At 71.4% G+C, this 23,191-nt stretch carries 19 protein-coding genes and 1 pseudogene; 11 read left to right on the plus strand and 9 right to left on the minus strand.

Features of this window, described 5'->3' with window-relative positions; all coding sequences use genetic code 11:
- Positions 1-73: 73 nt before the first annotated feature.
- The 4 genes from ACWCPN_RS20205 to ACWCPN_RS20220 all read right to left on the minus strand — a co-directional run bounded on the left by ACWCPN_RS20205 (position 74) and on the right by ACWCPN_RS20220 (position 4,297).
- Positions 74-1,477 (minus strand): hypothetical protein, encoded by a 1,404-nt coding sequence (locus ACWCPN_RS20205; protein WP_451207860.1) that lies wholly within the window; start codon positions 1,475-1,477, stop codon positions 74-76.
- Positions 1,459-2,199, minus strand: a complete 741-nt coding sequence (locus ACWCPN_RS20210) for an ABC transporter ATP-binding protein (RefSeq protein ID WP_199212192.1) — start codon at positions 2,197-2,199, stop codon at positions 1,459-1,461. The genes ACWCPN_RS20205 and ACWCPN_RS20210 overlap by 19 nt, the downstream gene beginning before the upstream one ends.
- A 209-nt stretch (positions 2,200-2,408) precedes the next feature.
- Positions 2,409-3,791 (minus strand): aspartate aminotransferase family protein, encoded by a 1,383-nt coding sequence (locus ACWCPN_RS20215; protein ID WP_451207863.1) that lies wholly within the window; start codon positions 3,789-3,791, stop codon positions 2,409-2,411.
- The gene (locus ACWCPN_RS20220) at positions 3,776-4,297 is read right to left on the minus strand and encodes an Lrp/AsnC family transcriptional regulator (protein ID WP_351664264.1); all 522 of its coding nucleotides are present in this window, start codon (positions 4,295-4,297) and stop codon (positions 3,776-3,778) included. Before ACWCPN_RS20220 ends, ACWCPN_RS20215 begins: the two co-directional genes overlap by 16 nt.
- Before the next feature lie 205 nt (positions 4,298-4,502).
- On the opposite strand from ACWCPN_RS20220, the gene ACWCPN_RS20225 reads away from it, so the two are divergent.
- Complete coding sequence (locus ACWCPN_RS20225) at positions 4,503-5,942, plus strand: gamma-aminobutyraldehyde dehydrogenase (RefSeq protein ID WP_199212194.1); 1,440 nt, start codon at positions 4,503-4,505, stop codon at positions 5,940-5,942.
- 172 nt (positions 5,943-6,114) lie between these two features.
- Positions 6,115-7,302 (plus strand): ABC transporter substrate-binding protein, encoded by a 1,188-nt coding sequence (locus tag ACWCPN_RS20230; protein WP_451207867.1) that lies wholly within the window; start codon positions 6,115-6,117, stop codon positions 7,300-7,302.
- Between the two features lie 54 nt (positions 7,303-7,356).
- Here the strand turns inward: ACWCPN_RS20230 and ACWCPN_RS20235 are convergent, their stop codons facing one another.
- Both ACWCPN_RS20235 and ACWCPN_RS20240 read right to left on the minus strand, forming a co-directional pair.
- A complete protein-coding gene (locus tag ACWCPN_RS20235; protein ID WP_451207870.1) occupies positions 7,357-8,490 on the minus strand; it encodes an acyltransferase family protein in 1,134 nt (377 codons plus the stop codon).
- Between the two features lie 83 nt (positions 8,491-8,573).
- The gene (locus ACWCPN_RS20240) at positions 8,574-10,973 is read right to left on the minus strand and encodes an ATP-binding cassette domain-containing protein (RefSeq protein WP_451207873.1); all 2,400 of its coding nucleotides are present in this window, start codon (positions 10,971-10,973) and stop codon (positions 8,574-8,576) included.
- A gap of 210 nt (positions 10,974-11,183) precedes the next feature.
- On the opposite strand from ACWCPN_RS20240, the gene ACWCPN_RS20245 reads away from it, so the two are divergent.
- The gene (locus tag ACWCPN_RS20245; protein WP_451207875.1) at positions 11,184-11,708 is read left to right on the plus strand and encodes a hypothetical protein; all 525 of its coding nucleotides are present in this window, start codon (positions 11,184-11,186) and stop codon (positions 11,706-11,708) included.
- A gap of 12 nt (positions 11,709-11,720) precedes the next feature.
- Here the strand turns inward: ACWCPN_RS20245 and ACWCPN_RS20250 are convergent, their stop codons facing one another.
- Both ACWCPN_RS20250 and ACWCPN_RS20255 read right to left on the minus strand, forming a co-directional pair.
- Positions 11,721-12,407, minus strand: coding sequence for a glycerophosphodiester phosphodiesterase (locus ACWCPN_RS20250; RefSeq protein ID WP_451207878.1), 687 nt, complete (start codon positions 12,405-12,407; stop codon positions 11,721-11,723).
- A 62-nt stretch (positions 12,408-12,469) separates the two neighbouring features.
- Positions 12,470-13,626 (minus strand): annotated as a pseudogene (locus ACWCPN_RS20255) (adenosine deaminase).
- A gap of 123 nt (positions 13,627-13,749) precedes the next feature.
- Here ACWCPN_RS20255 and ACWCPN_RS20260 point away from each other — a divergent pair.
- On the plus strand, positions 13,750-14,520 hold the full coding sequence (locus tag ACWCPN_RS20260; RefSeq protein WP_451207880.1) for a DUF4190 domain-containing protein: 771 nt from the start codon (positions 13,750-13,752) through the stop codon (positions 14,518-14,520).
- A gap of 37 nt (positions 14,521-14,557) precedes the next feature.
- Here ACWCPN_RS20260 and ACWCPN_RS20265 read toward each other — a convergent pair whose 3' ends face one another.
- Positions 14,558-15,121: an NADAR family protein gene (locus tag ACWCPN_RS20265; RefSeq protein WP_451207883.1), complete on the minus strand. Its 564-nt coding sequence runs from the start codon at positions 15,119-15,121 to the stop codon at positions 14,558-14,560.
- A 237-nt stretch (positions 15,122-15,358) separates the two neighbouring features.
- On the opposite strand from ACWCPN_RS20265, the gene ACWCPN_RS20270 reads away from it, so the two are divergent.
- The 7 genes from ACWCPN_RS20270 to ACWCPN_RS20300 all read left to right on the plus strand — a co-directional run bounded on the left by ACWCPN_RS20270 (position 15,359) and on the right by ACWCPN_RS20300 (position 23,137).
- Positions 15,359-16,897 (plus strand): gamma-aminobutyraldehyde dehydrogenase, encoded by a 1,539-nt coding sequence (locus ACWCPN_RS20270; protein WP_451207886.1) that lies wholly within the window; start codon positions 15,359-15,361, stop codon positions 16,895-16,897.
- A gap of 49 nt (positions 16,898-16,946) precedes the next feature.
- Entirely contained in the window at positions 16,947-18,194 is a 1,248-nt protein-coding gene (locus ACWCPN_RS20275) for an ABC transporter substrate-binding protein (protein WP_451207889.1), read from the plus strand.
- Positions 18,191-19,354 carry an ABC transporter ATP-binding protein gene (locus tag ACWCPN_RS20280; protein ID WP_199212200.1) on the plus strand — a complete coding sequence of 388 codons (1,164 nt, stop codon included), beginning with the start codon at positions 18,191-18,193 and terminating at the stop codon, positions 19,352-19,354. Before ACWCPN_RS20275 ends, ACWCPN_RS20280 begins: the two co-directional genes overlap by 4 nt.
- 2 nt (positions 19,355-19,356) lie before the next feature.
- Entirely contained in the window at positions 19,357-20,286 is a 930-nt protein-coding gene (locus ACWCPN_RS20285; RefSeq protein WP_451207893.1) for an ABC transporter permease, read from the plus strand.
- Positions 20,287-21,087 (plus strand): ABC transporter permease, encoded by an 801-nt coding sequence (locus ACWCPN_RS20290; protein WP_451207896.1) that lies wholly within the window; start codon positions 20,287-20,289, stop codon positions 21,085-21,087.
- Positions 21,088-21,110: 23 nt separating this feature from the next.
- Complete coding sequence (locus ACWCPN_RS20295) at positions 21,111-22,541, plus strand: NAD(P)/FAD-dependent oxidoreductase (RefSeq protein ID WP_451207899.1); 1,431 nt, start codon at positions 21,111-21,113, stop codon at positions 22,539-22,541.
- 122 nt (positions 22,542-22,663) lie between these two features.
- Positions 22,664-23,137, plus strand: a complete 474-nt coding sequence (locus ACWCPN_RS20300; protein ID WP_451207902.1) for a hypothetical protein — start codon at positions 22,664-22,666, stop codon at positions 23,135-23,137.
- Positions 23,138-23,191 lie beyond the last annotated feature (54 nt).

A 23,191-nucleotide genomic window follows, 5' to 3' on the forward strand; every position in this document is an offset into this window, starting at 1 on the left:
GTTGGACCCCGGGCGGCGGGAGAACTCATCGCCGGGCGGTGATTTTTTTTCCGCCCGGCTCCGGCGCGGGGTCTCAGCGGGCCGACGCCGGCGCCGCGAGGTGGGCGAGCGCCAGCGTGAGCGGGCCGAACAGCGCCAGCAGGACGGTCGCGCGCAGGGCGGCGGCGGTGCGCAGCATCGCCGACGGGGCGCCGAGCCGCAGCAGCGCGGCGGTGGTCTCGGCGCGGCACTGACGGGCCTCGACGGCCGCGGTCAGCAGCGTCGCCACGGTGCAGCCGGTGACCACGAGCGCGCCGAGCGCGGTGAGCGGGCCGGGGGACGCGGCCGGGCCCTGGTACAGCACGGTCATGGCATAGGCGGCGGAGACGGCCGCGCAGGCCACGCCGAGCGGCCGGCCGATCCGGGGGGCCTCCGCCATCAGCACGCGGCCGGCCAGCAGCCGGAGCGCTCCCGGGCGGGTGGACTGCAGCAGGCGTCCGCAGAGGTGGGTGAGGCCGGGAGCGGCCAGCACGAGCCCGGCGGCGGTGAGGACCCAGCCGGCCAGGACGCCCACGGCCCCGGCGGGCAGGTGGGTGAGGGCGGGGGTGGTGGCGGGCCAGCCGGAGTAGGCCTGCACGGCGAGCCCCAAGGCGACGGCCGAGATGCCCCACGGGAGCCCGGCGGGGGCGGCGGCCGGGGAGGGCCGGCGGCTCAGGGCGCCGGCGTCGTCGGCGTCCAGGACCTCGGTCCCGTTCACCTCGGTCCCGTTCACCTCGGTCCCGTTCACCTCGCCCCCGTTCGGCTCGGGCTCGCCGGCCGTCGTGGTGGTGGCTCCGGCGGCGGGGGGCCGCGCGCCCTGCTGCGTCGCCGCGGAGGTGCGCGGCCGCGCCGCGAACCTTCCGTACGAGCCGAACGTCTCCCGGGGCGCCGGGTGGCCGTACGCGCCGAAGCGGCCCAGTGGGCGCGGCGCGGCGGCCGGCGGGCGCGGGTCCCGGGGCCGCAGGGCGACCGCGACGGCCGCGGCGGCGAGCGCCGGGAGCGCGGTCAGCAGGGTCAGCGCCGCGGGCAGCGGCAGGGAGCGGTCGGTGGCCAGGAACCGGGCCGCCGCGCCGCCGAGGGGCGTGCCCACCAGGTCGCCGCGCAGTTGCAGGAAGAGCAGCAGCGCCAGCAGCGAGCCCAGGCCGCAGGACAGCACGGTGGTCAGGACCGAGACCGCCATCAGCCGCGCCGGGCCGAGCCCCACCGCCGACAGACCCGGACGCGGCCTGGTGCCGGGATCCGTGCGGGCCACGGCGAGCGCGAGGTACACCGTGGCCGCGAGCGGCACCACGCACCAGGCCAGCCTGGACCCCGCCGCGCCCGCAGCCGTGGGGCGGGCCAGCGCGTAGCCGAGGGAGGACAGCAGCAGGAAACCGGTGCCCGCCGAGGCCGCGGTCACCAGTAGCCGGCGCAGCTGTACCGCGGGCCGGGCCGCGCGGGTCAGACGGAGAGCGAGCACGCGGCCCGGCCTTCCGTCTCCGTGGCCTCCGGCAGCGGCACGGTCCGCACCCGCCGCCCGTCCAGCAGGGAGACGGTGCGGTCGGCGAGGGCGGCGGTGTCGGCGTCGTGCGTGGCCAGGACGACCGTGATGCCGTGCGAGCGGGCCGCCGTGGTGAGGGTGCGCAGCACATGCGCCCGGTCACCGCGGTGCAGCGGGGCCGTCGGCTCGTCCGCGAAGAGGACCGTGGGTCCCGGGGCGAGCGCGCGGGCGATGGCCACCCGCTGGCGTTCGGCCTGCTGGAGCTCCCGGGGGTGCCTGCGCGCGTGCTCGCCGGCGTCGAGGCGCTCCAGCCACTCCAGCGCGGCGACCTTGGCGCGCCGCCGGCCGGTGCCGCGCAGCATCAGGGGCAGGGCGGTGTTCTCCCAGACGTTCAGCTCCGGTACCAGCACCGGGGCCGGTTCGACCCAGCCGAAGTGGTCGCGGCGCAGCCGCTCGCGGGCGGCCGGACCCATGGTGTGCACGGGCGAGCTGTTGAACCAGACCTCGCCGTCGCGCACCGGGAGGAGTCCGGACAGGCAGTGCAGCAGGGTCGTCTTGCCGCTGCCGCGCGGGCCGGCGACGGCGAGGATCTCGCCCACCCGCACGCCGAGCGAGACCCCGGCGAGACCGGGGGAGCCGTCCTGGTGCCTGAAGTGCAGGGTGCGTGCCCAGAGCACGTCGTTGTCCGGCGGGGCCTCCATGGCGTACACCTCGGTTCTGATCCGTTTTCCCGTGCCTGATCGCTCGTCCGGGTGAACGAAGGCAGGGCCGATCGGTCACTGGCACGCTAGGCAGCCCGTCGCGGGAGCCCGGACAGCACACGGCCCCGGGCCGCCGTTCTCACTCGAACGGGCGGCACCGGGGCCGGTGTTGATCATCCGGTCGGATGATCCGGGCTCGCGCCGAAGGCTCAGAGCTTCGTCCACGCCTCCGTGAGGGTGGCGCGCAGGATCTGCTCGATCTCGTCGAACGTCTCCTGGTTGGAGATCAGCGGCGGGGCGAGCTGGATGACCGGGTCGCCGCGGTCGTCGGCACGGCAGTACAGGCCGTTGTCGAAGAGCGCCTTGGAGAGGAAGCCGTACAGGACGCGCTCGGTCTCCTCGTCGTTGAAGGACTCCTTGGTGTGCTTGTCCTTCACCAGCTCGATGCCGTAGAAGAAGCCGTTGCCGCGGACGTCGCCGACGATCGGCAGGTCGTGCAGCTTCTGCAGGGTCTGCAGGAAGGCGCCCTCGTTGTCCAGCACGTGCTGGTTCAGGCCCTCGCGCTCGAACAGGTCGAGGTTGGCGAGGCCCACCGCGGCCGACACCGGGTGGCCGCCGAAGGTGTAGCCGTGCAGGAAGGTGTTGTCGCCCTTGTAGAACGGCTCGGCGAGGCGGTCGGAGACGATGCAGGCGCCGATCGGGGAGTAGCCCGAGGTCATGCCCTTGGCGCAGGTGATCATGTCCGGGACGTAGCCGAACTTGTCGCAGGCGAACATCGTGCCCAGACGGCCGAAGGCGCAGATGACCTCGTCCGAGACGAGCAGCACGTCGTACTTGTCGCAGATCTCGCGCACGCGCTGGAAGTAGCCGGGCGGGGGCGGGAAGCAGCCGCCGGCGTTCTGCACGGGCTCCAGGAAGACCGCGGCCACCGTGTCCGGGCCCTCGAAGAGGATCTGCTGCTCGATCTGGTCGGCGGCCCAGCGGCCGAAGGCCTCCGGGTCGTCACCGAAGAGCGGCGCGCGGTAGATGTTGGTGTTCGGGACCTTGTGCGCGCCGGGCACCAGCGGCTCGAAGGGAGCCTTCAGACCGGGCAGACCGGTGATGGACAGGGCGCCCTGCGGAGTGCCGTGGTAGGCGACGGCGCGGGAGATGACCTTGTACTTGGTCGGCTTGCCGGTCAGCTTGAAGTACTGCTTGGCGAGCTTCCAGGCGGTCTCGACGGCCTCGCCGCCGCCGGTGGTGAAGAAGACCTTGTTCAGGTCGCCCGGGGCGTGGTGGGCCAGGCGCTCGGCCAGCTCGACGGCCTTGGGGTGGGCGTAGGACCACACCGGGAAGAAGGCCAGCTCCTGGGCCTGCTTGAAGGCGGTCTCGGCGAGCTCCGTGCGGCCGTGACCGGCCTGGACCACGAACAGGCCCGCGAGACCGTCGAGGTAGCGCCTGCCCTTGTCGTCGTAGATGTAGGTGCCCTCGCCCCGGACGATGGTCGGGACGGGGGAGTTCTCGTACGAGGACATGCGGGTGAAGTGCATCCACAGGTGGTCGTACGCGGTACGGCTGAGGTCCTTCTCGGTCACGGTTATCGGGTTCCCCACATGTAGGTCTGCTTCTTGAGCTTCAGGTAGACGAAGCTCTCGGTGGAGCGCACGCCGGGCAGGGCCCGGATGCGTTTGTTGATGACGTCCAGCAGGTGGTCGTCGTCCTCGCAGACGATCTCGGCGAGGATGTCGAACGAGCCCGCGGCCATCACCACGTACTCGACCTCCGACATGCCGGTCAGCGCGTCCGCGATCGACTCGACATCGCCCTCGACGTTGATCCCGACCATCGCCTGCCTGCGGAAGCCCACGGTGAGCGGGTCCGTGACGGCGACGATCTGCATCACGCCCTGGTCCAGCAGCTTCTGGACGCGCTGGCGCACGGCCGCCTCGGAGAGGCCGACGGCCTTGCCGATCGCGGCGTACGGCCGGCGGCCGTCCTCCTGGAGCTGCTGGATGATGGCGAGGGAGACGGCGTCCAGTTGGGGACTGTTGCCGTTCCTGGACTCGCGGGGCGAGTCCCTCTGGTCTGCGCTTCGACTGGCCACGGCCTCACTGTGCACGACGTCTCGACAGTTTCGCAAGGCCGTCGCGATGAAATTCGTTGTTTACGAGTCCGAACCTTGCGGATTTCGCAGAAGAGGTGGCGACGGGGGTGTTGAAAACGTGGGCGTGCCGATTAGGGTGGGGTGTCTCAGTCTTCGGACAGCCGGAGCGGCTGGCCGGGCTGGACAGCTCGAACCCTCGAACCAGATCAGGAGGCCGGCAGTGAGCACCGAGCTGCGTCGTCTGCGCAACTACATCGACGGTGAGTTCCGGGACGCCGCCGACGGACGGACCACCGAGGTGGTCAACCCCGCGACGGGCGAGGCGTACGCGACCGCGCCGCTGTCCGGTCAGGCGGACGTGGACGCCGCCATGGCGGCCGCCGCCGCGGCCTTCCCGGCCTGGCGCGACACCACCCCCGCGGAGCGCCAGAAGGCCCTGCTGAAGATCGCCGACGCGTTCGAGGAGCGCGCCGAGGACCTGATCGCGGCCGAGGTGGAGAACACGGGCAAGCCGACCGGGCTGACCCGCTCCGAGGAGATCCCGCCGATGGTCGACCAGATCCGCTTCTTCGCGGGTGCGGCCCGGCTGCTCGAGGGCCGCTCGGCCGGCGAGTACATGGACGGCATGACCTCGATCATCCGCCGCGAGCCGGTGGGCGTCTGCGCCCAGGTGGCCCCGTGGAACTACCCGATGATGATGGCCGTGTGGAAGTTCGCCCCGGCCATCGCCGCGGGCAACACGGTCGTGCTGAAGCCCTCGGACACCACCCCCGCCTCGACCGTGCTGATCGCCGAGATCCTCGGCTCGATCCTGCCCAAGGGTGTCTTCAACGTCATCTGCGGCGACCGCGACTCCGGCCGGATGATGGTCGAGCACCCGACCCCGGCGATGGCCTCCATCACCGGTTCCGTCCGGGCCGGCATGTCGGTCGCCGAGTCCGCGGCGAAGGACGTCAAGCGGGTCCACCTGGAGCTGGGCGGCAAGGCTCCCGTCGTGGTCTTCGAGGACACCGACATCGCCAAGGCCGTCGAGGACATCTCCGTGGCGGGCTTCTTCAACGCCGGCCAGGACTGCACGGCCGCGACCCGCGTCCTGGTCCAGGAGTCCATCCACGACGAGTTCGTCTCCGCGCTGGCCAAGGCCGCCGCCGAGACCAAGACCGGGCAGCCGGACGACGAGGACGTGCTCTTCGGCCCGCTGAACAACCCCAACCAGCTCAAGCAGGTCGCCGGCTTCATCGAGCGGCTGCCCGCGCACGCCAAGGTGGAGGCCGGCGGCCAGCAGGTCGGCGACAAGGGCTACTTCTTCGCCCCGACCGTCGTCTCCGGCCTGAAGCAGGACGACGAGATCGTCCAGAACGAGGTCTTCGGCCCGGTCATCACCGTCCAGTCCTTCGCGGACGAGGACCAGGCCGTCGAGTGGGCCAACGGCGTCGAGTACGCCCTCGCCTCCTCGGTGTGGACGAAGGACCACGGCCGCGCGATGCGCATGTCCAAGAAGCTCGACTTCGGCTGCGTGTGGATCAACACCCACATCCCGCTGGTCGCCGAGATGCCCCACGGCGGCTTCAAGAAGTCCGGCTACGGCAAGGACCTGTCGGCGTACGGCTTCGAGGACTACACGCGGATCAAGCACGTGATGACGTCGCTCGACGCGTAGAGCTCCCGACGCCCGGCCCCCGGGCACGCGCGGCCCCGGACGGGACACCTCCCCGTCCGGGGCCGCGTGCGTGCGGGGCCGCGACGCCGGTGGACAGGGTGTCGGGTGGGGCCCGGTCCGCTCGACGCACCGTCAATTGCCGCTGCGCGCACGGCGACGGCATCCTGCCGGGGTGACCCGGACTCCTCCGCCCGCCCCGTCCCGCCGTTCCCTGCTGCGCGCGCTCACCGGCGCCGCCGCGCTCGGCACCCTCGCCGGCTGCGGGGTGCCCGCCGCCTACGTCGAGCCCGGCGACCGGTCCGTGACCGACGAGTCCGCCTCCGACCGCCGGCTCACCTGGGCGAACTGGCCGCTGTACATCGACACCGATGACGACGACACGAGCCGGCGGCCCACCCTCGACGCCTTCGAGAAGCACACCGGGATCTCCGTCGGCTACACGGAGGAGATCAACGACAACGACGAGTTCTTCGGCAAGATCAGCCCCGCGCTGATGAACCACCAGCGCACCGGACGCGACCTGATCGTCGTCAGCGACTGGATGTGCGCGCGGTTCGTCCGGCTCGGCTGGGTGCAGCGGATGGACCGTTCCCGCCAGCCCAACGTCGCCGAGCACCTGGACCCGCTGCTGCGTTCCCCCGCGTTCGACCCGGGCCGCGGGTCCACGGTGCCGTGGCAGTCCGGCATCACCGGCATCGCCTACGACCGCCGCCGGCTGGGCCGGGAGATCCGGGGAGTGGCGGACCTCTGGGCGAGCGACCTGAAGGGCAGGGTGACCCTGCTCTCCGGACTGGACGAGGCGTTCGCGCTGCTGATGCAGGGCGACGGCGTGGACATCACCCGGTGGACCACGGACGACTTCCACCGCGTCTGCGACCGGGTGGAACGGGAGGTCCACCGGGGCCAGATCCGCCGCTTCACCGGCAACGACTACACCAAGGACCTGGTCAGCGGTGACGTCCTCGCCTGCCAGGCCTACTCCGGCGACGTCATCCAGCTCCAGGCGGACAACCCCGACATCCGCTTCGTCGTCCCCGAGTCGGGCGCCGAACTCTGGTCGGACTCCCTGATGATCCCGGACCGGGCCCGCCACAAGTCCAACGCCGAGCGCCTGATCGACTACTACTACGAACCCGAGGTCGCCGCGCGGCTCGCGGCCTGGGTCAACTACGTCTGCCCCGTCCCGGCCGCCAGGGAGGTCCTGGCCGCGTCCAGGGACAAGGACACGGCCGCCCTGGCCGGCAACCCCCTGATCTTCCCCGACTCCACGATGCGCGGACGCCTCGCCGTCGCCCGCGACATCACCTCCACGGAACGCCCGGAACTCGCGAAGCGCTGGAACACGATCGTGGGGCTCTAGGGGGCGTCTCCCCGATCGCCGCGGCCTGATCCACGAAGACCGGGGAGACACCCCCTAGCGCGACTCCAGGGGAGCCGGCCGGAAGGCCCAGTCCATCCTCGGTTCCACCGCGAACCGGAAGACGCGCCGGACGGGCGGGGTGCACAGCGCGGTCACCAGGGCGGCGACGATCACGGAGACGGTGATGCCGCCGACGACGGTGTGGGACCAGCGGTGGTCGGACCAGTGCCAGTGGTTCGCCGCCTGCACGAAGAAACCGTGCAGCAGATAGCCGTAGAGCGTGCCCGCGCCGAGGGTGGTGAACCAGAGGCGGCGCCCGGGTACCCAGGAGAAGAAGCAGGCGGTCAGCGTCACGGAGCAGCCGAAGAGGGCCATGGTCATGACGGGGCCGTACCAGGCGGGCACCCCGAAGGCCACGGCGGCGGAACGGTGGAAGAGCCACGCGTTGTCCACGCGCGGCACCGCCCAGTAGGCGAAGGCGAGGGCGCCCGCGAACACCGGCACGGCGAGGGCACGCACCCGGCGGCGGCGCACCAGCCGGAAGTGCTCCGGCCTCAGGCACAGGCCCAGCACGAAGTACGGGAGGAACTGCAGCGCGCGCTGCAGGTCGAGGTCCTTGCCGATGGACGGGGACAGGGTCGCCAGCGCCGCCACACCGAGGGCGAGCGGCAGCGGATGGCGCACGCTCCTGAAGATCGGGGCGGTCAGCCGCCAGATCAGCAGGGCGGCCAGAAACCATGTCAGGTACAGCGGGTCCAGCAGACTGACCGGCCGGCCGGGGACGCCGTCGGTCCACCGGGTGAACCAGGTGTACGCCGTCTCGAAGAGGACGTAGGGGACCACCACACCGGTGACGAGACGCCTGATGTTCCGCGCACTGGCCACGAAAGTGCGGGAGAAGTAGCCGGAGACGACGATGAACGCCGGCATGTGGAAGGTGTAGACGAACATGTAGAGCGCGCTGACCGCACGGCTCTCCGACCGCAGCGGCTCCCAGGCGTGTCCCATCGCGACCAGGACGATCGCCAGGTACTTCGCGTTGTCGAAGAACGCGTCGCGGTGGGCGGGCGGTTCGTGACCGGTTCGGGGCGCGGGCGCGGGCGTCCCCGCGGCACCGTCGCCGGCCGGTCTCACGGCGTCGGCCGGTCTCGCGCCGGCGGCCGTCGTCCTGACCTCGGAGTGCGGCATTCCGTGCGTCTCACCGCTCCCGGACGCGCTAAACGCGTGCCCGGGAGCGGAGGCCGCACCGCACAAGGGCGGTGCGGGAGGGCTCAGTTCTTCCCGTCGTCGCCGACGTAGGCCGCCAGGTGCTCGCCCGTCAGGGTCGACCGGGCGGTGATGAGGTCGGCCGGGGTGCCTTCGAAGACGACGCGGCCGCCGTCGTGGCCGGCGCCGGGTCCGAGGTCGATGATCCAGTCGGCGTGGGCCATGACCGCCTGGTGGTGCTCGACGACGATGACCGACTTGCCGGAGTCGACGAGGCGGTCGAGCAGGCCCAGCAACTGCTCGACGTCGGCGAGGTGCAGGCCGGAGGTGGGTTCGTCGAGGACGTAGACGCCGCCCTTGTCCCCCATGCGGGTGGCCAGCTTCAGGCGCTGGCGCTCGCCGCCGGACAGGGTGGTGAGCGGCTGGCCCAGGGTGAGGTAGCCGAGCCCGACGTCGGCGAGCCGGTTGAGGACGCGGTGCGCCGCCGGGGTGCGCGCCTCGCCGGCGCCGAAGAACTCCTCGGCCTCGGAGACCGGCATCGCCAGCACCTCGCTGATGTCGCGGCCGCCGAGGCGGTACTCCAGCACCGACGCCTCGAACCGCTTGCCGTCGCACTCCTCGCAGGTGGTGGCGACGCCGGCCATCATCGCCAGGTCGGTGTAGACGACGCCGGCGCCGTTGCAGGTGGGGCAGGCGCCCTCGGAGTTGGCGCTGAAAAGGGCCGGCTTGACGCCGTTGGCCTGGGCGAACGCCTTGCGGATCGGGTCGAGCAGCCCGGTGTAGGTGGCCGGGTTGCTGCGCCGTGAGCCGCGGATCGGGGTCTGGTCGACCGACACCACGCCCGCGCCGGCCGGGATCGAGCCGTGCACGAGGGAGCTCTTGCCGGACCCGGCGACACCGGTGACGACGGTGAGCACCCCGAGCGGGATGTCGACGTCGACGTCGCGCAGGTTGTTCGCCGACGCCCCGCGGATCTCCAGGGTGCCGGTCGGCTCGCGCACCGCCTTCTTGACGGCGGCCCGGTCGTCGAGGTGGCGGCCGGTGAGCGTCCCGCTGGCCCGCAGGCCCTCCAGGGTGCCCTCGAAGCAGACGGCGCCGCCCGCCGTACCGGCGCCGGGGCCGAGGTCGACGACGTGGTCGGCGATCGCGATCAGCTCCGGCTTGTGCTCCACGACGAGCACCGTGTTGCCCTTGTCCCGCAGCCGCAGCAGGAGTTCGTTCATCCGCTGGATGTCGTGCGGGTGCAGACCCGCGGTGGGCTCGTCGAAGACGTACGTGACGTCGGTGAGCGAGGAGCCGAGGTGGCGGATCATCTTCACGCGCTGCGCCTCGCCACCCGACAGCGTGCCCGCCGGCCGGTCGAGGGCGAGGTAGCCGAGGCCGATCTCCACGAACGAGTCCAGGGTCTGCCGCAGCTTCCCCAGCAGCGGCGCCACCGACGGCTCGTCGATGCCGCGCACCCACGCGGCCAGGTCGCTGATCTGCATCGCGCAGGCGTCGGCGATGCTCATCCCGCCGATCTTCGACGACCGGGCGCCCTCGTTCAGCCGGGTGCCCCCGCAGTCGGGGCAGGTGGTGAAGGTGACCGCGCGGTCCACGAACTCCCGGATGTGCGGCTGCATCGCCTCCCGGTCCTTGGCGAGCATCGACTTCTGGATCCGCGGGATCAGACCCTCGTAGGTCATGTTGATGCCCGCGATCTTCATCCGGGTCGGCTCGCGGTGCAGGAAGTCCTGCAGCTCCCTCTTGGTGTACTTGCTGATCGGCTTGTCCGGGTCGTAGAAGCCGGACTCGCTGTAGAGACGGTGGTTCCAGCCCCCCGCCTTGTAGCCGGGGATGGCGAGCGCCCCCTCGCTCAGCGACTTGGAGTCGTCGTAGAGCTGGGTGAGGTCGATGTCGGAGACCGTGCCCCGGCCCTCGCAGCGCGGGCACATGCCGCCGGTGATGCTGAAGCTGCGGCGCTCCTTCACGGTCTGCCCGGCGCGCTGCACGGTGACCGCGCCCGCCCCGCTGATCGAGGCGACGTTGAAGGAGAACGCCTTGGGCGAGCCGATGTGCGGCCGCCCGAGCCGGCTGAACAGGATGCGCAGCATCGCGTTGGCGTCGGTGGCGGTGCCGACGGTGGAGCGCGGGTCGCCGCCCATCCGCTGCTGGTCGACGGTGATCGCCGTGGTGAGCCCGTCCAGCACGTCGACCTCGGGCCGGGCGAGGGTCGGCATGAAGCCCTGTACGAAGGCGCTGTACGTCTCGTTGATCAGCCGCTGCGACTCGGCCGCGATGGTGTCGAACACCAGTGAGCTCTTGCCCGAGCCGGAGACACCGGTGAACACCGTCAGCCGGCGCTTGGGCAGCTCGATGCTGACGTCCTTGAGGTTGTTCTCGCGCGCGCCGTGCACCCGGATCAGGTCGTGGCTGTCGGCGACGTGCGAAGCAGGCTGCTGGGTGGCGTCCGTCCTCGTGCCCATGCTCTTCGTGTCTCCATCCGTCGGGGGCGCCGCCCGCGCGGTTCCCTCTGGCACCGCCCGGCCCGGTCCCCGGCTCCGTCGTCCGGTCCCGGTCCAGGCAGCACGCTAGCCGCGCGCCCCGGCCCGGCGCTTCTCGATTCCTGACCGGGCGGCGGATTTCTCGCCCCCAAGCAGTTTTGAACATGTTCAAATCATGGGTACGCTGCCGCCATGAGCGACAGAGCCGCCCTGCTCCGGGGCATCCGCGTCTGGCTGGTTGTCTTCGTCGTGTGCCTCGTGCTCAGCGGGGCCACCGCGTTTGCGCTGGTGCACGAACTGCGCTGGACGGAGGCCGGACTCCGGGCGCTGTCCGTCCCCGAACTGCTGCCGGGGCTCATGGACTGGATCACCCGGGTGCGCGAGGGGCTCGACGCCGTGGACGCCGACTACCCGTTCGTGCTGTACGGCACGGACTGGCTGGCCTTCGCGCACCTCGTGATCGCGGTCGCCTTCTACGGCCCCTACCGCGACCCGGTGCGCAACATCTGGGTCGTCGAGTTCGGGATGATCGCCTGCGCGGGGATCATCCCGCTCGCCCTCGTGTGCGGTCCGGTCCGCGGCATCCCCTTCTGGTGGACGCTGATCGACATGTCCTTCGGGGTGATCGGCGTCCTTCCGCTGTACGTCGTACGGAAGAAGATCAAGCGGCTGGAGGCGCTCACCACGCCGGCCGCCGCCGCGGTGCCCGCCGGCTGACCTCGCGCCGGGTCAGCCGCCGCCGCGCAGGGCGTGCAGCGTGTCCACACGGTTCGTGGTGATCGAGTCGACGCCGAGGCCGAGCAGCCGGCGCAGGGAGCGGCGGGTGTCCGGGGTCCACACGGACAGCAGGTAGCCGTCCCGGTGGACGCGGGCCGCCAGGTCCCGGTCGACCAGGGAGAAGCGGTAGTTGAGCCAGCGGGGGCGCACCGCGTCCAGCAGCGCCGGCCTGGGCGGGGCGAGCGTCGTCCAGGTCAGGGCGATCTCGGCGGCCGGATCGGCGGCCCGTACGGCGAGCATGGCCTCGGCGCCCGCGCAGTAGTACACCCGGTCCCCGGCCCCGCTCTGCCGGACGACGTCCATGACCGCCCGCACCGTCCGGCGGTCGACCCGGCCGCACAGGTCCACCATCACCCGGCCGCCGTCCGTCGCGGCCAGCGCCTGCTCCAGGGTGGGCACCCCGCCCTCCGTGAGCCCCTTCAGCTCGGCGGCCGACAGCGAGCGCAGCGGCCGCCGGTGCCCCCACAGCCGCTCCAGCGTCTCCTCGTGCAGCAGCACGGGGACGCCGTCGCGGGTGAGCCGTACGTCGATCTCGACCGCGTCCGCGCCCAGGCCGGGCGCGCAGCGCAGCGAGTCGAGGGTGTTCTCGCGGAAGCGGTAGGGGGCGCCGCGGTGGGCCACGGCGGTCACGGTCTGCATGGCCCCCATTGTGCGGGGCGCCCCCCAAGGGCAGTGCTTCGGGCGGCGTTGCGCCCAGGGCCTCAGGGCGCGAGCCAGGCCTCGGTGTAGGTGTCGATCTCGGCGGCGACGCGCGCCTTGCCCGCCGCGTCCAGGAAGGAGGCCTCGACGGCGTTCTTCGCCAGGCCGGCCAGCCCGCGCTCGTCGAGTTCCAGGAGGCGCGCGGCCACCGCGTACTCGTTGTTGAGGTCGGTGCCGAACATCGGCGGGTCGTCGGAGTTGACCGTGACGAGCACGCCGGCCCGGACGAACTCCTTGATCGGGTGCTCGTCCAGGGTGGCGACCGCGCGGGTGGCGATGTTGGAGGTCGGGCAGACCTCCAACGGGATGCGGTGCTCGGCGAGGTGGGCGAGCAGCCGGGGGTCGCGCGCGGAGCTGGTGCCGTGACCGATGCGCTCGGCGCGCAGCTCGGTCAGCGCGTCCCACACCGTCTCCGGGCCGGTCGTCTCACCGGCGTGCGGGACGGAGTGCAGGCCCGCGGCGATGGCCCGGTCGAAGTACGGCTTGAACTGCGGGCGCGGTACGCCGATCTCGGGGCCGCCGAGTCCGAACGACACCAGGCCCTCCGGGCGGATCCGGTCGTCGGTGGCCAGCCGGGCGGTCTCCTCGGCGGACTCCAGACCGGCCTCGCCGGGGATGTCGAAGCACCAGCGGAGCACGGTCCCGAACTCGGCCTCGGCCGCCTTGCGGGCGTCCTCTATCGCCGACATGAAGGCCGTCTCGTCGATGCCGCGCCGGGTCGAGGAGAACGGGGTGATGGTCAGCTCGGCGTACCGCACCTGCTGCCGGGCCAGGTCGCGGGCCACCTCGTAGGTCAGCAGCCGGACGTCCTCCGGGGTGCGGATGAGGTCCACCACGGACAGGTACACCTCGATGAAGTGCGCGAAGTCCGTGAACGTGAAGTAGTCGGCCAGGGCCTCGGGGTCGGTGGGGACCTTGGAGTCCGGGTGGCGGGCGGCCAGTTCGGAGACGATGCGCGGGGAGGCGGAGCCGACGTGGTGGACGTGCAGTTCGGCCTTGGGCAGTCCGGCGATGAAGGCGTGCAGATCGCGGTCGGGCGTGCCGGCGGCGGGTACCGAGCGGGATGCGGCGCTGCGGTCGGTCAAGGGTTCCTCCCCGGGAACGGCGCCCGCGGACCGAGATCCGTGGTCCGGGCGCGGGTGATCGGCTGATCGGTGATTCGGGGGTCATCGTAGGCCGGGCCGGCGGGGGTGCCCGCGCCGCCCGGGGGAACGACGACCCGGCGCGGGGCCGCGGAAACGACGCTTTACCATGGCCTGACCATCGATCGAGGGGCGGGGACGTGGCGGACCAGGGACAGCAGGGCGCAGGCGGGGGCGGGGGCTTCGACCCGTGGGCGCCGCCCGAGAGCAAGCCTTCGCTGGAGAAGGGCCCGCGGCCCGGGGCGTCCGGGCCGCAGCCCCCCGCGCAGCAGCCCCCCGCGCAGGACCAGCCCCCGCAGCCCCCGGCCGCCGGTCCGCAGCAGCCGCCGGCGCCGCAGCCGTCCGTGCACGACCAGGCCACCATGATCTCCGCGCCGGGCCCCGGCTTCGGCGCGCCGGGCTACGGTCCGCCCGCACCGCCGCCGCCACCGGCCCAGGGCTGGACCGAGTCCGCCATGCCGCCCCCGCCGGCCGCGCCCGGCGGCCCGGCCCCCGCCGCCCCGGGCGGCTACGGCTACCCCGCCTACCCGCAGCAGGGATACGGCTGGCCCGGCATGCCGATGGGCCCGCAGAACGGCATGGGCACCGCGGCGATGGTGCTGGGCATCCTGTCCATCTGCCTGTTCTGCCTCTACGGCGTGGTGTCCATGGTGCTCGGCGTCATAGCCGTGGTGCTCGGCGTCAAGGGCAAGAAGCGGGCCGAGCGGGGCGAGGCCACCAACCACGGCCAGGCCCAGGCCGGTTTCATCACGGGCATCATCGGGATCATCATCGGCCTCGCCGCCGTCGCCTTCCTCGTGTTCGCCATCGTGATGGCCGTCAACGAGGACAAGAAGCACGACAGCGACTACGATGACCCGTACTACAACTCCGCGCCCCTGGTGTCGGCACCCGTGCTGACGCGGGGCTGATCCCGGCCCCGGGCGGCCCGGCCGGGCCGCCCGGCGCTCAGCGCGCGGACGCGGCGAGCCGGTCGCGCGCCTCCATCAGCGCGAACCCCAGCAGATTGGGGCCCCGCCAGCGCTCGGGGTCGGACGCCGCCTCGTCGCCGGCCGCAAGGCCGATGCCCCACACCCGGTCCACGGGGCTCGCCTCCACCAAGACCCGGTCGCCGGTGCCGCGCAGGAACGCGGCCGGACCGGCGTGCGCGGCGAACTTGTGCGCACTGCCCTCGACCACGATCCGGAAGCGCTCCCGCTCCCATATCGCCTCGTCGAAACCGCGGACCAGCCGCCCCGCCTTCTTGGCCTCGGCGGGATGCTCCGCCGCCAGCACCCGGCGCTCGGCCTCCGCGTCCCCGAACAGCCGCGCCTTCCGCGCCATCATCCAGTGCTCGGCCGTCGCGTAACGGACGCCCTCCACCACGAAGGGTGACGGCCACCACTGGCTCAGGCAGCTCGCGCCGATCCGGCCGTCCGGAAGCGGCCGGTGCCCCCAGAAGTGCAGGTACCTGACCCGGGCTCCGGCCCGGACCTCCCTGATCAGGGCCTCCACCCCGTCGATCTTCCCCATGCACGCCAGTGTGGCACGCACCACTGACACTCCGTCCGGCCCCCGCTGCGGAGCAGCATGTCGACTGCAGCCCGCGCCGACTCGACACCTGGTCGACAGATTTCGTCGCGTAACCAAAAGGCAACAACGGAATCACTTGTTGGAGTGCACCGCCTCTGTCAGGATCGGCACTCAAATCGAGCTGGAGCTACGCCACCCACCCCCCAAGGGCCGGGACGAACGGCGGAGGAGAGCGACATGCACAACCCGGGCAGCACCACCACCCCGGAACGATTTCCCGCCCAGGACCGCCTCGCGGACGGCGCGCAGTTCATCGCCGGCCGGCTGACCAAGGGCACCTCGGGCCGTACCCACACCGTGGTCGACCCGGCCACCGGCGAGGAGGTGTACACCTACGACCTGGCCGGCGCCGACGACGTCGACGCGGCCGTCGCGGCGGCGCGCGCGGCCTTCCCCGGCTGGGCGGACGCCACCCCGGGTGAGCGCTCCGACGCCCTGCACCGGTTCGCCGCCGTGCTCGCCGAGCGCGCCGAGGAGTTCGCCCGCGCCGAGTCCCTGCAGTGCGGGAAGCCGCTGAAGCTCACCCGCGAGTTCGACGTGCCGGGGACCGTCGACAACACCGCCTTCTTCGCCGGCGCGGCCCGTCATCTGCAGGGGCAGGCGGCCGGCGAGTACTCCGGCGACCACACGTCGTACGTCCGGCGCGAGGCGATCGGTGTCGTCGGATCGATCGCGCCCTGGAACTACCCGCTGCAGATGGCCGCCTGGAAGATCCTCCCGGCCGTCGCCGCGGGCAACACCGTCGTGCTCAAGCCCGCCGAGCTGACCCCGCTCACCTCGCTGCTGTTCGCGCAGGCCGCCACGGACGCGGGCATCCCGGACGGTGTGATCAACATCGTCACCGGGACCGGCAGGGAGGCGGGCGAGCACCTCGTCGGCCACCCCGACGTGGCCATGACCTCCTTCACCGGCTCCACCGCCGTCGGCAGGCGGGTCGCCGAGGTCGCCACCGCCACCGTCAAGCGCCTCCACCTGGAACTGGGCGGCAAGGCGCCCTTCGTCGTCTTCGACGACGCGGACCTGGAGGCGGCCGCCAACGGGGCCGTCGCCGGCGCGCTCATCAACACCGGCCAGGACTGCACGGCCGCCACGCGCGCGTACGTGCAGCGACCGCTGTACGAGGCCTTCGTGGAGCGGACGGCCGCGCTCATGGAGACCGTGCGGCTCGGCGACCCGTTCGCGCCCGGTACCGACCTCGGTCCGCTCGTCTCGCACGCCCAGCGCGACCGGGTCGCCGGCTTCGTGGACCGGGCCCGCGGCTACGCGCGCGTGGTGACCGGCGGCGAGGCTCCCGAGGGGGACCTCGCCAAGGGCGCCTACTACCGGCCCACCCTGGTCACCGGCGCGGCCCAGGACAGCGAGATCGTCCAGTCCGAGATCTTCGGCCCGGTACTGGTCGTCCTGCCGTTCGACAGTGATGATGAGTGCCTCCGGCTGGCCAACGACACCCCGTACGGCCTGGCCGCCTCCGCCTGGACCGGTGGTGTCTACCGGGCCGGGCGCGCCACCCGCGAGATCAAGGCCGGCTGTGTGTGGATCAACGACCACATCCCGATCATCAGCGAGATGCCGCACGGCGGCTACAAGGCCTCCGGCTTCGGCAAGGACATGTCCGCGTACTCGTTCGAGGAGTACACGCAGGTCAAGCACGTAATGTTCGACAACACCGCGGTGGCCAGGAAGGACTGGCACCGCACCGTGTTCGGGGACCGCTAGCAACGACAGGCCCGACCAGGCCGACCCCATCCGAAAGGGCACCACGCGCATGGAGCAGTACGAGCCCGACCGCCTGACCCCGCCCCAAGCGGCCGCCATGCGGCGCAGTCTGCGCAACGGCAGGGCCGCGATGACCCGCCGGTCGCTGCTGCGCGCCTCCGCGGGCGGCGCGCTGACGGTCGGCGGCCTCGGGGCGCTGAGCGGCTGCGGCATCCCCGCCGCGGGCAAGACCCAGGGCGGCACGTCCGCCCAGGACCACTCGGCCCAGGAGAAGGTCGTCAACTTCTCCAACTGGACCGAGTACATCGACGTCGACGACAGCGGGAAGCGGCACCCCACGCTGGAGACGTTCCGCCGGCGGACCGGCATCACGGTCAAGTACACCGAGGACATCAACGACAACAACGAGTTCTTCGGCAAGATCAAGCCGCAGCTCGCCGCCGGCCAGGCCACCGGCCGCGACCTGATCGTCCTCACCGACTGGCTGGCCGCCCGGCTGATCCGCCTGGGCTGGGTCCAGAAACTGGACCCGTCCAACCTGCCGCACGCCTACACCAACCTGTCGCCGCAGTTCCGCGACCCCGACTGGGACCCCGGCCGCGCCTACTCGTACCCCTGGCAGGGCATCCCGACGGTCATCGCCTACAACAAGAAGGCGCTCGACGGCATCGAGGTGAAGTCGGTCTCCGACCTGCTCGACAACCCGAAACTCAAGGGCCGCGTCTCCTTCCTGTCCGAGATGCGCGACAGCATCGGCATGACCCTGCTCGACATGGGCAAGGACCCGGCGAAGTTCACCGACGACGACTTCGACGCGGTCACGGCCCGGCTCCAGAAGGCCGTCGACAAGGGCCAGATCCGCCGCTTCACCGGCAACGACTACACCTCGGACCTGACCAAGGGCGACATCGCCGCCTGCGTCGCCTGGGCCGGGGACGTGGTCCAGCTCAAGGCGGACAGCCCGGACGTCGACTTCGTCATCCCGGACAGCGGCTACATGACGTCGACCGACAACATGCTGGTGCCCAACAAGGCGCGCCACAAGACGAACGCCGAGCGGCTGATCGACTTCTACTACGAGCCGCAGCAGGCCGCCGAGCTGGCCGCGTACATCAACTACGCGACTCCCGTCGACGGTGTGAAGCCCTACCTTGCGAAGATCGACAACGACGCGGCGAACAACCCGCTGATCGTTCCCGACAAGGCCATGCAGGCCAAGTCGCACTCCTTCCGCTCCCTGAGCCAGAAGGAAGAGACGGCCTACGAAGAGAAGTTCGCGAAGCTCACAGGGGCGTGACGACCATGACGACAGACACCAGCGGCGACGTCCGCCTCTCCGGTATCAGCAAGACCTACGACAACGGCTTCACCGCCGTGCAGCCGCTCGACCTGACCGTGCCGCAGGGTTCCTTCTTCGCCCTGCTCGGCGCCTCCGGCTGCGGCAAGACGACCACCCTGCGCATGATCGCCGGCCTGGAGGAGCCCTCCTCCGGCACCGTGCACCTCGGCGACCAGGACGTCACCCGCCTGCCGCCGTACAAGAGGCCCGTGAACACGGTCTTCCAGTCCTACGCCCTCTTCCCGCACCTCGACATCTTCGAGAACGTCGCCTTCGGCCTGCGCCGGCGCGGTATCAAGAGCGTGAAGAAGCAGGTCGAGGAGATGCTGGAGCTGGTCCAGCTCGGCGAGCAGGCCCGCAAGAAACCTCACCAGCTCTCCGGCGGCCAGCAGCAGCGGGTCGCGGTGGCCCGCGCACTGATCAACCACCCGAAGGTGCTCCTCCTCGACGAGCCCCTCGGCGCCCTCGACCTCAAGCTGCGCCGCCAGATGCAGCTCGAGCTCAAGCGCATCCAGACCGAGGTCGGCATCACCTTCGTGCACGTCACCCACGACCAGGAGGAGGCCATGACGATGGCCGACACGGTCGCGGTGATGAACGCCGGCCGGGTCGAGCAACTGGGCGCGCCCAGCGACCTGTACGAGAACCCGCGCACGACCTTCGTGGCGAACTTCCTCGGCACCTCCAACCTGATCGAGGCCGAGGTCGGCACCACGAACGGCGACGACATCGTCCTCAAGGCCGGCGGCGGCAAGCTGGTGCTGCCCCGGGCGCGGTGTTCCGCCCCGGCGACGGCCGGCGGCAAGGTGCTGGTCGGCATCCGCCCCGAGAAGATCGCCCTCACCCACGCCGACGACGCCGGCTCCATCCCCGAGGGCCGCAACCGCCTCACCGGCAGGATCGCCGACGCCAGTTTCATCGGCGTCTCCACGCAGTACGTCATCGACAGCCCCGTCTGCGACGAACTCGCGGTCTACGTCCAGAACGTCGAGCGCGACGGGCGGCTGGTCCCCGGTGCCGAGGTCGTCCTGCACTGGAGCCCGGCGCACACCTTCGGACTCGACGCCTCCCAGGACATCGACGCCGGTGTCGAGACCGTCGAGGAAGAGGCCGCCTGACCATGACGACGCTGCAAGAGGCGCCACCGCCCCTCGCCCCCGCCGAACCGGCGAAGAAGCCCCCGCGCGGGCGCGGCCGGCTCACCCCGTACTGGCTGCTGCTGCCCGGCCTGCTGTGGCTGGTCGTGTTCTTCGCGCTGCCGATGATCTACCAGGCCTCCACGTCCGTGCAGACGGGCTCCCTGGAGGACGGCTACAAGGTCACCTGGCACTTCGTGACGTACTGGGACGCCCTGGCCGAGTACTGGCCGCAGTTCCTGCGTTCCGTCCTCTACGCGGCCGCCGCGACCGTCCTGTGCCTGCTGCTCGGCTACCCGCTGGCGTATCTCATCGCCTTCCGGGCGGGCCGCTGGCGCAACCTGATCATGGTGCTGGTGATCGCGCCGTTCTTCACCAGCTTCCTGATCCGCACCCTGGCCTGGAAGACGATCCTCGCCGACAGCGGCCCGGTCGTGCACACGCTGAACTCGCTGCACGTCCTGGACCTGACGAACTGGATCGGCTGGACCGCGGGCGACCGCGTCCTCGCCACCCCGCTCGCGGTGGTCTGCGGACTCACGTACAACTTCCTGCCGTTCATGATCCTGCCGCTGTACACCTCGCTGGAGCGGATCGACGGGCGGCTGCACGAGGCGGCCGGCGATCTGTACGCCAAGCCGTGGACCACCTTCCGCAAGGTGACCTTCCCGCTGTCGATGCCGGGCGTGGTCTCCGGCACGCTGCTCACCTTCATCCCCGCGACCGGTGACTACGTCAACGCCGAACTCCTCGGCTCCACCGACACCCGCATGATCGGAAACGTCATCCAGACCCAGTTCCTGCGGATCCTGGACTACCCGACCGCCGCGGCGCTGTCCTTCATCCTCATGGCCGCGATCCTGCTCATGGTCACGGTCTACATCCGCCGGTCCGGGACGGAGGATCTGGTCTAAATGCCCTTCGTCACCTGGCTCAAGCGCCATCTCGTGGTCATCGCCGGGCTGTTCACGCTCGCCTATCTGCTGCTGCCGAACGTCGTCGTCACCGTGTTCTCCTTCAACAAGCCGAAGGGGCGCTTCAACTACGAGTGGCAGCAGTTCTCCACGGCGGCCTGGAAGGACCCGTGCGGTGTCGCCGACATGTGCGGCTCGCTGTCCCTCAGTCTCCAGATCGCCTTCTGGGCGACGGTCGGGGCCACCCTCCTCGGCACCATGATCGCCTTCGCGCTGGTCCGCTACCGCTTCCGCGCGCGGTCCGCCGTGAACTCGCTGATCTTCCTGCCGATGGCCATGCCCGAGGTCGTCATGGCGGCCTCGCTGCTCACCCTGTTCCTGAACATGGGCGCTCAGCTCGGCTTCTGGACGATCCTGATCGCGCACATCATGTTCTGCCTCAGCTTCGTCGTCGTCGCGGTCAAGGCGCGTGTGATGTCGATGGACCCGCGCCTGGAGGAGGCCGCCCGGGACCTGTACGCCGGTCCGGTGCAGACGTTCCTGCGGGTGACCCTGCCGATCGCGGCACCCGGCATCGCGGCGGGCGCGCTGCTGTCGTTCGCGCTCTCCTTCGACGACTTCATCATCACCAACTTCAACGCCGGCTCGACCGTCACCTTCCCCATGTTCGTGTGGGGCTCCGCGCAACGCGGAACGCCGGTGCAGATCAACGTCATCGGTACGGCCATGTTCCTCGTCGCCGTGCTGTTCGTCCTGGTCTCGATGCTCATCACCAACCGCCGTAACAGCCAGAAGGCGTAGCAGCCCCGTAGGGAGTTGAAATCATGGCCCCGAGCGCCATGAGTCGTGGCAAAGACAACTGGATCTCCGCTCTCTCCGAAGCCCAGCCGGTCCCGTACTGGCTGGAAGACCCCGGCAAGCCCCGCCCGGAGCCGGCCCTCACCGGCGCCGAGACCTGTGACCTGCTGGTGGTCGGCGGCGGGTACAGCGGACTGTGGACCGCGCTCAACGCCAAGGAGCGCGATCCGCGGCGGGACGTGGTCCTGCTGGAAGGCCGCGAGGTGGGCTGGGCCGCCTCCGGCCGCAACGGCGGCTTCTGCGCCGCGTCCCTCACCCACGGACTGCCCAACGGCCTGACCCGCTGGCCGGACGAGATCGACCGGCTGGAGGAGCTGGGCCGGCGCAACCTCGACGAGATCGAGGCCGCCGTCGCCCGGCACGGCATCGACTGCGACTTCGAGCGCACCGGTGAGATCGACGTGGCCACCGAGGCCTACCAGGCCCGGGAACTGCGCGACTGGCACCGGGAACTGGAGGCGAAGGGTCTCGCCGACGGCATCGAGTTCCTGGACGCCGACGCGGTGCGCGAGCAGGTGAACTCGCCCACCTTCGAGGCCGGCCTGTGGGACCGCCGGGGCGTGGCCATGCTGCACCCGGCCAAGCTGGCCTGGGGGCTGAAGCGCGCCTGCGTGGAACTCGGGGTGCGCGTCTACGAGCACACCCCCGCGCTCACCCTGAAGCAGTACGGCGCCGGGATGGCCGTACGCACCCCGTACGGCTCGGTCCGTGCCCGCTCGGTCGCGCTCGGCACGAACATCTTCCCGAGCCTGCTGCGGCGGGTGCGCTCGTACACCGTCCCGGTCTACGACTACGCGCTGATGACCGAGCCGCTGAGCGCCGACCGGCTGGCGTCGATCGGCTGGAAGAACCGTCAGGGCCTCGGCGACTCGGCGAACCAGTTCCACTACTTCCGGCTGTCCGCCGACAACCGGATCCTGTGGGGCGGGTACGACGCCGTCCACCACTACGGCGGCCGGGTGCGCGCCGAGTACGACGACCGCCCGGAGACCTACGCCAAGCTCGCCGGGCACTTCTTCACCTGCTTCCCGCAGCTCGAGGGCGTCCGCTTCACTCACGCCTGGGGCGGGGCGATCGACACCTGCTCGCGCTTCTCCGCGTTCTTCGGCACCGCCCACCAGGGCAGGGTCGCGTATGCGGCGGGCTACACCGGTCTCGGTGTCGGAGCCACCCGCTTCGGCGCCGACGTGATGCTGGACCTGCTGGACGGGGAGCGCACCGAGCGGACCGAGCTGGAGATGGTGCGCCGCAAGCCGCTGCCGTTCCCGCCCGAGCCGTTCGCCTGGACCGGCATCGCGCTGACCAAGTGGTCGCTGGCCCGCGCGGACGCGCACGGCGGCCGGCGCAATCTGTGGCTGCGCACGATGGACCGGCTGGGCCTCGGCTTCGACAGCTGAACCCGGCGCGGGGTGACCGGGCTCACTCGAAAGAGGGGCCGCAACCCGCGTAATGCACCAGGGACGACCTCCTTCTTCCTTCTGGACGCGACCGCGTCCGCAGGAACGAGGAGGTCTTCTTGATGAGTGCGGCCAAGACGGCGATCGAGTGGCTGGTGGCCGTCGCGCCGGACCCCGAGGCCTGCCGCTGGGCATGGGAGCGCAATCCGCTCGGTGTCACGCTGCTGCCCGCCGGCCGGTCCTGGGACGTGCTGATCCTGCCGGGGGAGCTCGGCTATCCCACGCTCGACGTGCTCACCCGGGTCCTGGACCGGCCCGGCCCGGTGCTCGTCGACTTCGGCGACAGCCGGGTCGGCTTCTTCGTGCCGCCCGGCACCGCGGCCCGCTGGCTGGGCACCGGCATCCGTACCGCCGGGTCCGGGACCTGGATCGTCGTGCCGTACCCGGGACGGGCGACCCGGACCGTGCGCTGGCTGGTGCAGCCGGACGGCTCGGGGACGCTGACCGACCCCGCGCTGCTGGAACTGGCGATGCACGAGGCGGCGGCGGTGCTGGCCCGGGGCGGGAGAGGGACGGACAGCGACCCGACATCTTGACAACCGGATTGGTCTGGACCAAGTTGAGTGCGCTCCGCTCCTCCAACTCCCCCC

Source organism: Streptomyces sp. NPDC002386, assembly GCF_053593175.1.